Raw genomic sequence first — 15801 nt, forward strand, 5'->3', positions numbered from 1 at the left:
GACTGCGAAGGTGCGGGGGAAATGTTCGCCGTTACCAACTTTGATTTAAAGAATGTGCCGCGCACTGATTCGCAAGATGTTGATTATGCTAAAGACTTTTTTGGAAAGCGCGCCTATTTAACAGTTAGCGGTCAGTTGGAAGCGGAAGTTATGGCGATGGCTTTCGGCAATGTTTACACTTTTGGCCCGACTTTTCGAGCGGAAAATTCTAATACTTCGCGACATTTGGCTGAGTTTTGGATGATTGAACCGGAGATGGCTTTCTGCGATCTGCAGGGAGATATGGATTTGGCTGAGGCGTTTTTAAAGTACATTTTTAAATACGTTTTGGAGCATTGCCGGGAAGATATGGAGTTTTTCAATGAGCGCATTGACAAAACGGTTTTGGCTACTGCTGAAAATATCATTAATAATCAGTTTGAGCGGATTACTTATACCGAGGCGATCGCACTTTTGGAAAAAGCAGACAAAAAGTTTGATTTCCCGGTAAGTTGGGGTTTAGATTTGCAGTCGGAACACGAGCGTTATTTGGCTGAGGACTTGTTTAAAAAGCCGACGATTGTCAGCGATTATCCCGTCGGGATTAAAGCATTTTATATGCGTTTAAATGATGACGAAAAAACCGTGCGAGCAATGGATGTTTTGGCTCCTAATATTGGGGAAATTATCGGCGGTTCACAGCGGGAAGAAAGGCTGGATGTGTTGGAGCGGCGCATGGAAGCGCAGGGTATGAATAAGGAGGAATTGTGGTGGTATTTGGATTTGCGCCGCTACGGTACTGTGCCTCACGCTGGGTTTGGTTTGGGATTTGAGCGGTTAGTGCAGTTTATGACGGGCATGGGGAATATTCGGGATGTGATTCCATTTCCGAGAGCGCCTTTGACTATTGATTTTTAGTTGAGGTTGTAGTGAGGACTTTATTCCTATCGTGTTTTATAAGGAATAAAGTCCTCACTACAAACACCTTATTTTGTGGTAGGTTAACCCAGAACAGTTATCCGACATGGGTAACTGTCTAGCCATTTACGCTCCGAGCCTGAACAAGCTGGTAATTGAAAGCGATCGCCACAACGGTAGACTAACTCTGAATGGTGGGCATATAATACAATATCTGCTACCTTGTCCATTTTTAAATAAAAGGGGATAATAATGAGTTCATCAGATACAGCTATCTATGGGACACATTTTGGAGTATACCTTTGGTCTATTCTAATTTGTGTAAATAAAGAGTGTGGTTTCGGTGGATTTTCTACGCTTATGTCTTATCCTCCTGTTGAGGGGCTATCCATTGAATTTTATAACACTCCAGAAGGCGATTTTTTAGGAACTATCATTAATGTTAACTAAGCAGTCAGTTTCGCTCCGTGTGAGGTAATCCAGACAAATAAAGGTTTTGGTATGACGGAGAAAAATTACCGTCAAACCTTCAATAATTGAATTTCAAGTATGGGTTGATGTGACCAACTCTAGTCAGTTAGGTAGTTTTGGTATTCCCAAGCCTTAGTAATAGAGTTCTTCCGCAAAATAGCCGTAGGGTGTATCGCCATCAAAAATTAACAAATTAGGGTGACAATCTCATAGTGACGCACCACATAAGAGGGTGGTGCGTCAAGCTAATCATGATCAAGTCGCTGGGGGAATTGTGATATCAACCGATTCCACTTTGACTGAAGTTCCCAAACTCGATAACGGCGGTTGAATTGCCTCCGTATTTCCCACTACTAATGTTACCAAATTTTCCGGTTTCAAGTAAGTCTTGGCTACGCGCTGCACGTCGGCAATTGTTGCTGTTTCGATGCTGCGGCGGTAGCGAAAAATGAAATCTTCGGGATAACCGTAGTATTCGTAGCGAATTAATCGCGACAAAGTTTGACTGGGATTTTCAAATTTGAAGATGAAAGAATTTAGGGTGGAATCTTTAGCAAAAGCTAATTCTCCCGGGGTAATTGGTTCGGTGCGGATACGATCGATCTCGGCGCGAATTGCCTGGATAAATGGTACTGTGGCATCCGATCGCGTTTGGCCTCCTGCGACAAACACCCCCGGATAGTCATATCTCGGACTCCAAGCCGCGTATACTGAATAAGCTAAGCCTTGGCGCGATCGCACGTTATTAAACAAACGGCCACCGAAACCGTTCAAAACCCCATTCATCACATCCAAAGCACCGTAATCTGGACTGCTGAGCATTCCGCCCAAATGTCCCATTTGCACGTAACTTTGACTTAATTGCGGCTGATTTACCAAAAATACGCCGCCCCTATTTGCTGGCGATACGGTTGGTAGTGCAGGCACTTCTGCACTTTGACTCGGTTGCCAGTTGGCGAATTTTTGCTCGACGAGCGATCGCATTTTAGCTGTATCAAAATCGCCAGAAATACCCAAAATCATATTTTTGGGATGGAAATATTTCTGGTAGAAACTCACCAAATCGTCGCGGGAAATATTGGCGAGGGTTTTGTATTCTACCGTGCGCGCGTAAGGACTGCGCTCGCCATAAATTAATTTTTGAAACTCGCGGCCGGTAATACCGTCAGGATCGTCATTGCGACGGGCGATCGCACCTTGAGTTTGGTTCTTCGCTAAATCCAACTTTTCCTTAGCAAATATTGGCTCCCGAATCACTTCTGCAAATAAGTCAAATACGGGTTCCAAATCTTCAGCTAAAGCACTAAAATTAGCGCTGCCAGAACTAACATCAATCCCCGTTTCTACCGAAGCTGCTCGCTGTTCTAGCAACTGATTTAATTCATCAGCCGTATGCCGGCTAGTGCCACCAGTTCGCATCACTTCTCCCGTCAAACCTCCCAATCCAATTTTATCGGCAGGTTCAAAACGCTCGCCCGTGCGAAATAGCGCCGTTCCCCCGACTAACGGGAGTTCCCGGTCTTCCATCAGATACACCCGAATGCCATTTTTCAGCTCGAAGCGAGTGTATTTAGGCAGTTTAATTTCTGCCAGCGGGGGAAATGTTAATTCGTCGTAGTGTTTGGGTGCCGCCGCAAAGGAAGGTAACAAATTAAACGTGCCCAGTGAAACAGTAAAAAAGCAAAGCGACAGCAGAAATAACTTTACTTTTTTCAGTCTCAATTTAGTCCTTTTCATTCTTTCTCCTAAGTTATACATTCTGACAAATGTTGACTGTTCGCTGTTGGCTGTTTGCGGAAAAGCTCACCACTGACAACAGATAACTGACAATTGCCAACTGACAACTGACAACTGACAACTGACAACAGTCAACTGACAACAGTCAACTGACTTCTTTACAGCGGCAAAAGCTTTCCAATCGTGCGATTTTCCGGGCGGAAAGTTGCCTGAGCGACACGCTGAATGTCAGCGGGAGTAACAGCGGCGATCGCATCCAATTCCTTAAACAAATTTTGCCACGAACCAGTTTTCACTTGATAGTCAACCAGCGCAAATGCCATGCCCATATTAGAATTGAGCGATCGCAACAAATCGGCTCTTGCCTGAGTTTTCACTCGCTCCAATTCCAAAGCAGAAACCGGCTCAGTTTTCAGGCGATCGATTTCTTTGCTCAAAGCTGCAGCCACTTCATCAACCGTGCGGCCCGGAGCAGTTTGAGCGTAAAATAACATCAAATTCGGATACTTTTCCCCCGGATAACCGCTGAAACCTTGAGCAGCCAGCGCCAATTGCTGCTCTTCTACCAAAGATTTGTAAAGCCGAGAAGTGCGGCCATCGCTGAGCAAAGAACCAATCATTTCATAAATGGCATTGTCGGGATGATTCATCGCCGGTTTGTGATACCCTTCCAAATACCAAGGTTGAGTTTTTAATTTCAGCGTGACTTCCTTCGTTTGCGTTTGGGGAGGTTCGACAATCTGCAATTCTGGAGGCGCTGGTGAGGCCTTGTAACGGCCGAAATAAATTTGAGCTAGTCGCTTCACCTCCGAAGCTTTCACGTCTCCTACCACCGCCACAGTCAGCTTGCTGGGGACGTAGTGAGTCTCGAAAAACTTCTGCACGTCGCTGCGGGTGAGGTTTTTAATGTCTTCAGTGGAGCCAATTACAGGGCGGCGGTAGGGATGAACAGAGAAAGCTTTGTTGGCAAAAGCTTCAACCATTTGTCCGATCGGAGAATTCTCGGTTCGCAGCCTGCGCTCTTCTAAAATTACCTGTTTTTCCTTGTAAAATTCCCGAAATACTGGTTCTAGAAATCGCTCGGATTCCAGCGACATCCACATTTCTAACTTGTTAGCTGGAAGGCTGTAAAAATACATTGTGGCGTCGGTGGAAGTAGCGGCATTTAGTCCGACTCCGCCTGCTTGTTCCACTATTTTGCCGAGTTCATTGCGCTTGACAAATTGCGAAGCTTCGGCTTCAACTTTGTCAAATTCTGCTTTTAATTGGGCGACTTCTTCAGTTTTGCCGCTGGCCTTGGCTGCTTGCATTTGCTCGAAGAGTTGGTCTTGTTTTTCTAGCAGCGGCTTTTCGGCTTGGTAGTCGGTAGTGCCGATTTTTGGCGTGCCTTTGAAGGCTAAATGTTCGAGATAGTGAGCGACTCCGGTTTGGCCGTCGGGTTCGTTTGCGCCGCCGACATCGGCGTGTATCAGAAACGATGCTACGGGCGCTCTGGGCCTTTCGAGTACGATAAATTTCATGCCGTTGTCGAGCTTAAATTCGCTGACTTGGCTGATTACTCGATCGAGCGATGGCTGAACAGAGACTGCTTGGGAGCCGCTAGCGGGGTTGGGGCGGGCGAGGGCGATTTCGGGAGAAAGTCCCCACCACAGCAGTACAGCGGCCAGCAGGGAGGCAATGAATCGAGTTTTGCTCACGGGCGATTCCCTACGGGATAGCTTCGCTTCACGGGTTTTTTGGAACTGCGGGGTCATTCGATTTTAGATTTTAGATTTTAGATTTTGGATTGTCAAACAAAAAAATGTTTGTGCTCGGTGGCCAGGCATTCTTTTCTAAGGATAAAGATTTTTGGAGGCATAAGCGATCTGTTGCGCCGCAGATGTTAGGCTGATACAGCAAATCTCAAAAAGGGTCTGGAGCCCGGCGAGGAGTTTTAAGTTTGGGATAAAAGCCGCGCACAACTTAAAACTTAACATTATTTAGCCATTTAGTCCCGAACCCGTAGTTCCAAGTTGCCAATTACCGATTGCAAAGCCATGCGAATTTTTAATCAGTCTCCTCCTTCTGAAACAGAAACTAAGAAGCGAATTTTACAAGCAGCTCAGCGGTTGTTTGCCCGCAGCGGATACGACGGCACGACAACTCGTGATTTAGCAGCGGCGGCGGGGGTAGCCGAGGGTACGCTATTTCGGCATTTTGATAATAAAAAAGCGATTTTGATTGAGGTGGCGACGGAAGGATGGGTGGAGTTGCTGACGGATTTGCTGACTGAATTGAGTGAGATGGGCAGTTACAAAGCAGTGGCTCAGGTGATGCGGCGGCGGATGCTGAATATCCGCGAGAATAGCGACATGATGCGGGTGTGTTTTTTGGAGGCGCAATTTCACCCGGATTTGCGCGACAGAATTCAGTTGGAAGTCATCGGAAAAATGAGCGATGTGGCTGAGGCTTTTTTTGAAACGGCGATGGAAAAAGGAGTTTATCGAAAGATGAATCCGAAGATTGTCGCTCAGGTATTTTTGGGAATGTTTGCAGTCGCGGGTTTCAGTCAAAATACGATTATGGAGCCGAATGCTTCTCCGCAAGAAATGCAGGAAATGGCTGAAGGACTCGCAGATATTTTTCTGAATGGGGTTTTGCTAAAAGATGAATAATTAGTTATGGGTTATTTATTGGTTGTTACTTATTGGTGATTATAATCAATAACCAATAACCAATAAGTAGTCACTACTACCCACTTACTCTATAAACTCGTACATCTTTTGCACCCACTTCTCCCGATAATCCTGCCATTCATCCGTCACTACTTCCCAAGTTGTATTGCTTTCAAGTTCCAGCAAGAGACTTGATACTTCTTCTAGCGTCGATGCTATATGACATTCTTCTACCCAACTTTCACGGATCATTTTCCAGAGACTTTGTACTGCTTCTCGCTGAAAATTTGATTCTAATTCAACTAGCAATTTGGCGAGGTGTTTTTCGTCATTTGCTGCTAACACCTCGCTCATCCAACAGTTGCGACGTTCTTTCCATTCTTCCGTCACTGCGTCCCTGTTTAGGTGGGATTGAAACTCTAACAGTAATTGGTTTAGTTCTACCATATTAAATTTGGTCTTGTTTGCAGTTTGTGCTAGGATTGTACAAATTTTATTCATTTAGACTGTTGGTTTTTTATAATGAGCGATGTGGCTAAGGTTTTTTGGAAAACTGCGATGGAAAAACAAGTTTATCTAAAGATGAATCCGAAGATTGTCGCTCAGGTATTTTTGGGAATGTTTGCAGTCGCGCCCTTCAGTCAAAATACGATTATGAAGCCGAATGCTTCTCGGTCGCAAATGCAGGAAATGGCTGAAGGACTCGCAGATATTTTTCTGAATGGGATTTTGCTGAAATATCAAGAATTAGTGATTAGTCATTAGGAAATTTTAGAGCCAGGAAACGCATATTTGCAGGCTCTTAACCCTCGAAACTACTCGTTAAACTTGTGCATTTCCTGCACCCATTTCTCGCGATTTTGCTGCCATTCATCTGTCACAGCTTTCCAATTGGTATTGGTTTCAAGTTCCAGCACTAAACTTGATACTTCTTGAACAATCGATGCTCCCAGACATTCTTCTACCCAACGGTCTCGACGCTCTTGCCACTGAATATCCACAGATTCCCACTGCAAGTTAGATTCCAATTCAACTAGCAATTCTGCTAGATATGTCAGGTTAACTGATGCTGCAACATCGCTCACCCAACTTTCCCGGCGCTCTATCCATTTTTGTGTAACTCCTTCCCATTTGAGGTTGCTTTCAAACTCTAACAGTAACTGATTTAGTTCTACCATCTTAAATGTTGGGTTTTTTGTAGTTTGTGCTACAATTGTACCAAAATTTTCACTCAACAGAGTGTTAAGTTTTTTTTTAGATTGCGGTCGCAGTGAAACTACAGAATAGATAACTGAATAATGAGCGATGAATTTACTTTAGATATGCTAGACATTCCCAGCGGTTGGAGCCGGGGCGAAGGTGACTGGACAGGAGTGGCGGCGGCTCTTGCTAGAGGGGAAACTGTCGAAGTAATTCAAGAAGTTGGTTCTACTTTGTGGCACAACAGCCTGCCCGAAAAACATTCTTTGTATTGGGATGGCGAAAATCTATCAACTATCAAAGCCCGAATTTGGATTAGTTTCACCCAGAGAAGATTTTCGCCGGAATCTGCTTTGCCAAAGGTTCAGTGGCATCCAAGAGTGTTGTGGATAGGGGTAGGTTGCGAACGCGGAACAGGGCGAGAATTAATCGAAACTGCGATTCAAAATGTATGTCGCGGTTATCATTTAGCGGAAAGTTCGATCGCAGGTATTGCTACAATAGACACTAAAGCAGGTGAAGTCGGCTTGCTGGAACTTTGTCAAGAGCGAAATTGGCCGTTAAAAACCTTTGCTGCTGACATTTTAAGTTCCGTAGAAGTCCCCAATCCTTCAAATATTGTAGTCAAACAAGTCGGGACGCCTAGTGTAGCAGAAGCTGCGGCACTTTGTGCGATCGAAGTGATATCTTGTACCATTCTCCACAACAGGCAAGATGCCTGTTCCACAAAGAGTGAATCTGGTTGTGGCGTGGGTATCCTACCCGCCCGTGAAAGGCTTTTAGTCCCTAAACAAATATTTCGCAACAAAAATCCCCCCCTTTCACAAGGAGAGGTTAGGGCGGGTTCTGCGGTAACAGTAGCGGTTGCAGTTTCCGCGATCGAGTATCTGGGATAATGTATTACTGAGACAAAGTATTGGCATTCACAAATCGACCAATCACCCCAGAAACGAATGACAAAACAATCGAACCAAACAAAGCCGGCCAAAAACCGTTAACAGCAAAGCCGATATTGAACGCACCGGCCAACCACGAAGCCAGGGAAAGCGAAATTGCATTCACAACGAATAAAAACAAACCTAAAGTAATAATGGTCAAAGGCAGCGTCAGCAATGTAAGAATCGGTCTGACAACCGCGTTCACCAATCCGATAACAACAGCAGCCACCATCGCAGCCGGAAAGCTAACCACCGCAATACCTGGTACAATGTTAGCGGTAATGATCAGCGACACCGCTGCTACTATCCAAGTTAAGAAAAAACTTAGCATATCTTTTTTTCCATCCCCATCACTATTAATTAAGATTGTACCTGTTTAGTCGATCGACCAAAGTTCGGGATACACTACGAAATATCCACCTTGCGAGAATATCAGATTTATGAAAATCCGGCAACTAGCAGCATTGCTCTTGGCGCTAACTATCTTCATCCTGCCGCAGCCAGCCCAAGCTCAATCTAAATATTACGCTCCGCCGTTGTCCTTTAGCAACGCCGAACTGACAAGACGCGATTTTTCCGGTCAAATGCTGCGGGCCGCTGAGTTTTCTAACGCTAATATGGACTTGACTAATTTTTCTAATGCCGATTTGCGGGGAGCAATTATGAGCGCTTCGGTGATGACTCAGGCGAATTTGCACGGCGCCAATTTAACTAATGCAATGATTGATCAAGTTAAATTTACTAATGCCGATTTAAGTGATGCAATTTTAGCGGAAACAATTTTGCTGCGTTCTACTTTTGACGGAGTTGATATCACTGGGGCTGACTTTACCGACGCAATTATGGACGGCTCACAAGTTAAAGAATTGTGCACAAAAGCCAGCGGTATTAATTCTCAAACAGGGATTTCTACTCGTGATTCCTTGGGATGCCGCTGATTTATTTTACAATCCCATAATTTCAATTTGTGGAACGGGCATCTTGCCTGTTCTGGGCTAGAAGCCCAGCCCACAATCAATAAATACACAAAATAAATTTGGTTGTGGGACGGGCCGGAGAACCCGTTTAGGGCGGGCTAGAAGCCCACCCCACAATCAATAAATACAGCAAATAAATTTGTTTGTGGAACGGGTTCTCACGCCCGTTCCTGACAGCCTAAACCAAATTTACTAAGGCTTTGCTTTTTTCTGAGCAGCCGCATAATGCTCACTCATTAACTGATTAACTTCTGGATTGTAAATCCGCAGATAATTCCAGTAATTCTCAAACACCGATTTCACGTATCCTTTCGTTTCAGGAAACGGAATCTTTTCCGCAAAAGCATCCGGGTCACTAAAATTAAACCTCTTCAACCAATCTGCTACTGCAGTTGGCCCGGCATTGTAACTCGCCACAGCTAACATCGAGTTATTCTTGTACTCGTCGTGAGTGTGATCTAAATACCACGTACCAAGTTTAACGTTGTCGTCCACATTCTCCAATGAATACTTTTTGAGGCTGATTTGTCCAGCAACCCAAGCTGCTGTTTCCGGCATTACTTGCATTAAACCGGTGGCGCCAACTGATGATTTGATAGCGGGCATAAACCGCGATTCCTGCCGAATTAATGCTGTTACTAATACTGAATTTAGTTGGCGTTCTTTCGACCATTTGACAATGGTTTCTAAGTAAGGAAAAGGATAAAGTGCTTGCCAATAAATCGGTTGCTGTCTGAGTTCGAGGTATTGGGTTCTATCATCTAGTTTATCGCGCTGCCGCAAACTCCCAACCATCCATAAACCGTCTAAATTGTCTCCGACTGCAACTCGCATTAAACCGTCGGTAAACTGTTCGGCAATACTTGGCTCTACGCGGTCGATAAATTCTATTTGCCAGAGCGTCCAAGCATCTCTATCTTGACCTAATTGATAGAGTTCTTTCAATGCTGGAGAACCGGCGGTTGGTTCGGGGCGCTGAGGCGGCCGCACTACATTGGGAGACAAATCTCGGACTGTGGTAAAGTCGCCGACTGGCCAGCCGAGAAGTACAGCCGATCGCCACGCAAAATATGATTCTGGATAGCGTAATATAGTGTACTCAAATGCAGTCTTGGCGTCTTGTTGCCGACCGAGTTGCTGTGCCCATTTCCCGACCCAAAATGCGGCTTCTGGAGCTTGTTCGCTGTCGGGATTGTGGGTGGTTAATTCTCTCGCCCACTGCCAAGCTGATTTTAAATCTCCGCCTTTGGCAAACTGCTGGGCGATCGTCCACCGCAATTCCCCTGCTTTATCAGAATTATTGTATTTTGTCAAGAGCAACTTCCGGGTATCTGAGGCGGATTGACCACTGCGTGCTTTGTCGAGAAGTTGGGATTTATCTAACAAAGCTTCGGGGGCATAATTGGGAAATTTGCTAATAACTCGATCGAGCAAAACGATCGCTTCTTTCGGTTCGCTCAGCCGCGACAGCCGAATTAAACCCAAACCAGTATCTTCGGCATCGGGAAACTCCCGCACTAATTCTTGATAGGCAATTCTCGATTCCGGGATTTTTCCGTCTAGCCACAAACCGCGAGCTTTGCGGTAAAGATTTTTGGCGTTGCGGGGAGCTTTCCCGTAAGCAATAGCTCCTTTGCCGTAATTTTGTTTTTCCCAATAGCCAAAGGCAATTTCTTCCCAATCTTCCGGTTTCAAACCGGCGCTGTTTCGCTGCACCAGTTGTTCCAAAATTGTCCCGTAATCTTTGACATAATGACCGTGTTTTGCTACGAGCAGCATCAACTTCGGCTGATTGGGATTTTCTTTTAACTTGCGGAGGGCAATTTCTACGCTGCGGGGATGACCCGGAAATTCAGTAATTGCCTGTTGCCAATATTCCGGTTTTGAGTTCCCTAAAATATATAAAGCTTCCGCTGCTACCGGGTCGCTCGGATAGTTTTTGAGCAGTTCCTCCCAAGCTTTTTGAGTTTTGCCTTTGTCGCCGCTCAATTGGTAAGCTTGCGCCCTTTTTAGGGCAATGTGAGCAGCTAAAACCGGATATTCTTGCTCTAATTTATCCAATAACTTTAATGCTTTGGCCGCATTTCCTTGCTGGATTAAATCGCTGGCAAGCAGATAGCGGGCGCGGCTTTGAGGGGAGATTTCCTGCTGCGGGTTCGTACTTGCAGACTGACTGGTTGCGAGTTCAACTAATTTCGCCGATCGCTCGATCGGTGATAGCGATACCAGCATCTTGACTTGCGATTCGGAATTCGCTGCATTCAGTGGCTGCTCGGCCTTCTGGACCGAGCCCAAACCCATCCATTTCATCGCAGCAACCAAAGATCCGATCGCAATAACGCAAACTGAAACGCTGATTAAAACAGAAAATCGGGCCCGGCGTCGTTTTAGCATGGGAAAATTTAAGAGAATAAGATATAAAGAACCGATCGTTTGTCAAAAGCCATCACAGACAGGATGGGTGTTCCACGCCATCACAGGCAGGATGCCTGTTCAACGAGAAATAAATGTTAATAGTGGGGCAAAAACGGACAGCCCACCCCCACACAGATGATTGAGATTGGTGGAAGATCCGATCGCAGGCGGACTTGGCTGATATAGTAGCAGAATTTATTTCGATGTGGAGTGAAGAATTTGTGCGATCAATCTATTTACCCGCACCAACGAAAAACCACAAACCACTCACTGCAAAGTACAATCAAAAATCTAAAATCTAAAGTGTAAATCAAAACATGGAATTTCTAGTCACCGATACGCCCCGCTCTGTTTGGACCGGAGACGCCCTGGCAATTGGTCTATTTGAGGACGGCTTGGAACTCACCGGCGAGCTGGCACAATTAGATGAAAAGCTTGCAGGTACTTTGAAAGAGCTGCTACTGGAAGTAGATTTTAAGGGCAAAGTGGGTACGAGCGCCATCACCCGCGTCGGCGGCAATAATCCCATTCGCAAAATTGCGATCGTCGGTTTGGGCAAAACAGAGGACTTAAAATTAGACACCGTGCGGCAAGCAGCAGGCGTTTGCGCCAAGTTAGCCAAAAAAGAGAAATGCAAAACCCTCGGAATTAGCTTTCCGGTGTGGAAAAATGCGCCGGATGTTACAGCAAGCGCGATCGCCGAAGGTGTAGAACTCTCTCTGAATCAAGACAACCGTTTCAAATCGGAACAGGAAGACAAAAGCCCGCAAATCGAACAAATTCATTTGCTCGGTTTTGCCGGTACAGAAAGTGCGATCGTCCGCGCCCGTCAAATCACTGCCGGAGTCATTTTAGCACGCGAATTAGTCGCAGCGCCTGCAAATTTTGTCACCCCGATTACCATGGCAGAAACTGCTCAAAGTCTGGCTGCCGAATGCGGTTTAGAATTAGAAATACTGGAGCGGGAAGACTGCGAAAAACTAGGCATGGGAGCCTTTCTAGGCGTAGCACTAGCATCTGATTTACCCCCCAAATTCATTCATTTAACTTACAAACCCAAAGGCACACCGCGCCGCAAAATAGCAATTGTAGGCAAAGGATTGACCTTTGATTCTGGCGGTTTGAACATCAAAGGTGCGGGCAGTGGCATTGAAATGATGAAAATAGATATGGGTGGCGCTGCGGCTACTTTGGGAGCGGCAAAGGCGATCGGACACATCAAACCCGATGTGGAAGTTCACTTTATCAGCGCCGTCACTGAAAACATGATCAGCGGCCGCGCTATGCGCCCTGGAGACATCCTTACAGCTTCCAACGGCAAAACAATTGAAGTCAACAATACCGACGCTGAAGGTCGTTTAACCCTGGCTGATGCTTTGGTATTTGCTGATAAATTGGGAGTTGACGCGATTGTCGATTTAGCAACTCTAACCGGGGCCTGCGTAATTGCTTTAGGCGACGATATCGCGGGTTTGTGGAGTCCTCAAGATAGCGTCGCAGCCGAAATAGTCGCGGCATCAGAATTGGCAGGCGAAAAATTTTGGCGAATGCCGATGGAAGAAAAATATTTTGAGGGCTTGAAAGCATTGCACGCCGACATGAAAAACACAGGCCCACGTCCCGGCGGTTCGATTACGGCGGCGCTATTTTTGAAGCAGTTTGTAAAGGATACTGCATGGGCGCATTTAGATATTGCCGGCCCGGTTTGGACTGACAAAGAAAATGGCTACAATGGCCCTGGGGCTACCGGTTTTGGAGTTCGGACTTTGGTGCATTGGGCGCTCGGCGGCGCTTAATTGTGGATTTCCAGCGGAAAAATTGAGATTTTCTCTGTTTTAAAAGTCTGCTAGTCCATCTGTGAGCCAGGGGTTAAAAACCCCTGGCTCACTGCTTAAGTAATCTAAAAGAAAATTTAATAGCGATCATTAACAATTTAAATGTTTCTGAAGCAATCAGTAGGCGAACCTATTTATTCTGTCACAGGGAGCAACGTAAGCGTTGCTAGCCGTGACGCTCGGCATGGCTCATACTTCGGGAAACCTTCGCTCCCAAAGCCTAACCGAGACAGTTTTGACATTCCTTTACAAAATAGCTGTTTCATAAAAAATGAAAAAAGTATATAATTATGTAAATATTTCACTAGCCAAAATCAAATAATTAGATTTGATCTGATTTGCATTGGTACAGATAATTTTTTTCTTGAACTTTATGCAAGAACAATTAACAATTTTTTTTTCAACACTTGCTGTATCTTCCACACTCGGCTGCAACGCGATACCGGAGTTGCGACTGTACGCTGTTTTTGACTCCCTGACGGCACTGGCTTATTGCTCGATCGCCCTCTCTTTAGTTTATTTTTCCCGCCAAGGTTCTCAGCGCAAGATTTTCCGGCTGTTTGCCGTTGTTTTTTTTGCCTGGGGCGCTGCTAAATTGACGGAAGTTTGGACGCTTTGGCATTCCATATATTGGCTGTCGGTAACTCTCAAAGCTGCAAGTGCTTTGATTTCTTTGCTTTTAGCCGCAGTCGCTTTCGCCCTCATGCCGAAAGCACTTGCAGATTCTGGTTTAAATCACAAAGAAAATCTTCAACAACTGCCGTTAAAACAGGTAGAAAAAAACCATCACCAGCATGATATCCACAAAGGAGAATTGGCAAAACCATCACTCAATTTTTCCCCTTCTGATACTATTGTCGATAGCGCTTTAGATATCAATTCGCTTAACGAACAGTTAGAAAAAGAAATTGCAGATCGCCACCGAGTTGAGGAAAAGTTGCAACTGACTCAGTTTGCGATCGACCGATCGGCAGATGCGGTATTCTGGATCGGGTCGGACGGTAAATTTTTGTACGTCAACGACTCTGCTTGCACTTCATTGGGATATTCTGCAGCAGAATTGCTTTCGATGACAGTACACGACATCAATCCAGATTTTCCCCAAACTGCTTGGAGTTTGCACTGGAAAGTCTTAAAACGCTGCGGTTCGGTTAATATTGAAGTTCACCACGTCACTAAGTACGGTCGCATTTTTCCGGTAGAAATTACGATCGATCATTTGGAATTTAACGGCAAAGAATATCAGTGCGCGTTTGCTCGTGACATTAGCGAACGTAAGCGGATTGAGGCAGCTTTGCGAGAAAGGGAAGAAGAATTTAGGTCATTAGTTTCTAGCATTCCCGGTGCGGTTTACCGATGTAGTGCTGCTGGGCGATCGAGCCTAACTTTTATCAGCAGTGGCATAGAAGCTATTTCCGGCTATCCCGCAGCTAACTTTATGCAAAAACCGGTGCAGGCTTTTCCGAGTATAGTTCATCCCGATGACGTGCAGCATATCGAGACAATTATCGATCGGGCTATTAAAACAAAACAACCTTACATCATCGAATATCGCCTAATTCACTGCGACGGAAATGTGCGGTGGGTTGTAGAGAAAGGTCAAGCCCTTTTCAATGTAGACGGTAAAGTTTTATCCCTCAACGGCGCCATTTTTGACATAACAGAGCGCAAAGCAGCGGAGGATGCTTTGCGGCTCTCCGAGGCGATCGCCAACAACAGATCCCAGCAGCTAGAAATCGCTCTCAAAGAACTCCGAGAAACTCAAGCTCACCTAATTCATACCGAAAAAATGTCAAGTCTCGGTCAAATGGTAGCTGGAGTAGCTCACGAAATTAATAACCCTGTCAGTTTTATCTACGGCAATATTTCCTATGCTAGCCAATATATCAGAGACTTGTTGCAGCTTGTGGAACTTTACAAAAAACACTATCCTCAGCCAGCGGTAGAAATTCAACAATGTATTGATAATATCGATTTAGAGTTTTTGATAGAAGATTTGCTAAAAATATTATCTTCGATGAAAATGGGAGCAGATCGCATTCGCGAAATAGTTCTGAGTTTGCGAAACTTCTCCCGTTTAGACGACTCGGTAAAAAAACCTACTAACCTTCACGAAGGCATAGACAATACCCTCTTAATCTTGCACAACAAACTCCGAGCCAGAGGCGACTATCCCGAAATAAAAATAATCAAAGATTACGGTCAACTCCCTTTAATAGAATGTTATGCAGGTCAGCTCAATCAGGTATTTATGAATCTGCTTAGCAACAGTATTGACGCCTTGGAAGATGCTTGCAACCAAAAAAGGCGATCTGCGGCGGTCGGCGACGATTGGAAACCAACTATTAGCATTCGCACAGAAGCCCTGAACGAAAATAGTATTTGTATCCGCATTGCCGATAATGCGATCGGCATGACAGAAGACGTGCGGAGCCGATTATTTGACCCGTTTTTCACGACAAAACCGATGGGAAAAGGCACTGGTTTAGGGTTAGCCATCAGTTACCGAATTGTCGCGGAAAAACACGCCGGAGCCTTGAGCTGCCGTTCCACCGTAGGAGAAGGTACGGAATTTGCGATCGAAATTCCTTTATGAATTAGTGCGATTGTCAAGTGGGCTGTAAAAAAAAATCCATTTTCAAAAAAAATCCAAAAATTGGCTATAAATTACCAAGGT

12 protein-coding genes and 1 pseudogene are annotated in these 15801 nt (G+C 45.2%); 7 read left to right on the top strand and 6 right to left on the bottom strand.

Annotation, left to right across the window (positions count from 1 at the left end):
* A partial coding sequence (asnS, locus tag QUA24_RS07750; protein ID WP_333228586.1) for an asparagine--tRNA ligase occupies window positions 1-897 on the top strand: 897 nt, incomplete at its 5' end.
* Window positions 898-1623: 726 nt separating this feature from the next.
* Here asnS and QUA24_RS07755 read toward each other — a convergent pair.
* Entirely contained in the window at window positions 1624-3105 is a 1482-nt protein-coding gene (locus tag QUA24_RS07755) for a pitrilysin family protein (RefSeq protein WP_333228588.1), read from the bottom strand.
* A 158-nt stretch (window positions 3106-3263) separates the two neighbouring features.
* On the bottom strand, window positions 3264-4859 hold the full coding sequence (locus tag QUA24_RS07760) for a pitrilysin family protein (protein WP_333228590.1): 1596 nt from the start codon (window positions 4857-4859) through the stop codon (window positions 3264-3266).
* Between the two features lie 282 nt (window positions 4860-5141).
* Between QUA24_RS07760 and QUA24_RS07765 the strand changes: the two genes are divergently transcribed.
* Window positions 5142-5759, top strand: a complete 618-nt coding sequence (locus tag QUA24_RS07765; RefSeq protein ID WP_333083393.1) for a TetR/AcrR family transcriptional regulator — start codon at window positions 5142-5144, stop codon at window positions 5757-5759.
* 84 nt (window positions 5760-5843) lie between these two features.
* On the opposite strand, the gene QUA24_RS07770 is transcribed toward QUA24_RS07765, so the two are convergent.
* Entirely contained in the window at window positions 5844-6206 is a 363-nt protein-coding gene (locus QUA24_RS07770) for a hypothetical protein (RefSeq protein ID WP_333083391.1), read from the bottom strand.
* Between the two features lie 75 nt (window positions 6207-6281).
* Here QUA24_RS07770 and QUA24_RS07775 point away from each other — a divergent pair.
* A pseudogene (locus QUA24_RS07775) lies at window positions 6282-6524 on the top strand (TetR/AcrR family transcriptional regulator); the annotation flags it as partial.
* Between the two features lie 50 nt (window positions 6525-6574).
* Here QUA24_RS07775 and QUA24_RS07780 read toward each other — a convergent pair.
* Complete coding sequence (locus QUA24_RS07780; protein ID WP_333228592.1) at window positions 6575-6937, bottom strand: hypothetical protein; 363 nt, start codon at window positions 6935-6937, stop codon at window positions 6575-6577.
* 120 nt (window positions 6938-7057) lie between these two features.
* Here QUA24_RS07780 and QUA24_RS07785 point away from each other — a divergent pair, with 120 nt between their 5' ends.
* Entirely contained in the window at window positions 7058-7855 is a 798-nt protein-coding gene (locus QUA24_RS07785; protein WP_333228594.1) for a cobalamin biosynthesis protein, read from the top strand.
* A gap of 4 nt (window positions 7856-7859) precedes the next feature.
* Here QUA24_RS07785 and QUA24_RS07790 read toward each other — a convergent pair whose 3' ends face one another.
* Window positions 7860-8228 (bottom strand): phage holin family protein, encoded by a 369-nt coding sequence (locus QUA24_RS07790; RefSeq protein ID WP_333228596.1) that lies wholly within the window; start codon window positions 8226-8228, stop codon window positions 7860-7862.
* A gap of 109 nt (window positions 8229-8337) precedes the next feature.
* Between QUA24_RS07790 and QUA24_RS07795 the strand changes: the two genes are divergently transcribed.
* Window positions 8338-8835, top strand: a complete 498-nt coding sequence (locus QUA24_RS07795) for a pentapeptide repeat-containing protein (RefSeq protein WP_333228598.1) — start codon at window positions 8338-8340, stop codon at window positions 8833-8835.
* Between the two features lie 231 nt (window positions 8836-9066).
* On the opposite strand, the gene QUA24_RS07800 is transcribed toward QUA24_RS07795, so the two are convergent.
* Window positions 9067-11268 carry a transglycosylase SLT domain-containing protein gene (locus QUA24_RS07800; protein WP_333228600.1) on the bottom strand — a complete coding sequence of 734 codons (2202 nt, stop codon included), beginning with the start codon at window positions 11266-11268 and terminating at the stop codon, window positions 9067-9069.
* Window positions 11269-11606: 338 nt separating this feature from the next.
* Here QUA24_RS07800 and QUA24_RS07805 point away from each other — a divergent pair, with 338 nt between their 5' ends.
* Window positions 11607-13085, top strand: coding sequence for a leucyl aminopeptidase (locus tag QUA24_RS07805; RefSeq protein ID WP_333228602.1), 1479 nt, complete (start codon window positions 11607-11609; stop codon window positions 13083-13085).
* 412 nt (window positions 13086-13497) lie between these two features.
* A complete protein-coding gene (locus QUA24_RS07810; protein ID WP_333228604.1) occupies window positions 13498-15720 on the top strand; it encodes a PAS domain S-box protein in 2223 nt (740 codons plus the stop codon).
* Window positions 15721-15801 lie beyond the last annotated feature (81 nt).

The organism is Microcoleus sp. Pol12B5, from assembly GCF_036701335.1.
Taxonomy (GTDB): Bacteria; Cyanobacteriota; Cyanobacteriia; order Cyanobacteriales; family Microcoleaceae; genus Microcoleus.

Coding starts and splice junctions, on each gene's coding strand:
- QUA24_RS07760 (WP_333228590.1), bottom strand. CDS start 4,859: ATGACCCCGCAGTTCCAAAAAACCCGTGAAGCGAAGCTATCCCGTAGG.
- QUA24_RS07755 (WP_333228588.1), bottom strand. CDS start 3,105: ATGAAAAGGACTAAATTGAGACTGAAAAAAGTAAAGTTATTTCTGCTG.
- QUA24_RS07770 (WP_333083391.1), bottom strand. CDS start 6,206: ATGGTAGAACTAAACCAATTACTGTTAGAGTTTCAATCCCACCTAAAC.
- QUA24_RS07800 (WP_333228600.1), bottom strand. CDS start 11,268: ATGCTAAAACGACGCCGGGCCCGATTTTCTGTTTTAATCAGCGTTTCA.
- QUA24_RS07810 (WP_333228604.1), top strand. CDS start 13,498: ATGCAAGAACAATTAACAATTTTTTTTTCAACACTTGCTGTATCTTCC.
- QUA24_RS07795 (WP_333228598.1), top strand. CDS start 8,338: ATGAAAATCCGGCAACTAGCAGCATTGCTCTTGGCGCTAACTATCTTC.
- QUA24_RS07785 (WP_333228594.1), top strand. CDS start 7,058: ATGAGCGATGAATTTACTTTAGATATGCTAGACATTCCCAGCGGTTGG.
- QUA24_RS07780 (WP_333228592.1), bottom strand. CDS start 6,937: ATGGTAGAACTAAATCAGTTACTGTTAGAGTTTGAAAGCAACCTCAAA.
- QUA24_RS07805 (WP_333228602.1), top strand. CDS start 11,607: ATGGAATTTCTAGTCACCGATACGCCCCGCTCTGTTTGGACCGGAGAC.
- QUA24_RS07765 (WP_333083393.1), top strand. CDS start 5,142: ATGCGAATTTTTAATCAGTCTCCTCCTTCTGAAACAGAAACTAAGAAG.
- QUA24_RS07790 (WP_333228596.1), bottom strand. CDS start 8,228: ATGCTAAGTTTTTTCTTAACTTGGATAGTAGCAGCGGTGTCGCTGATC.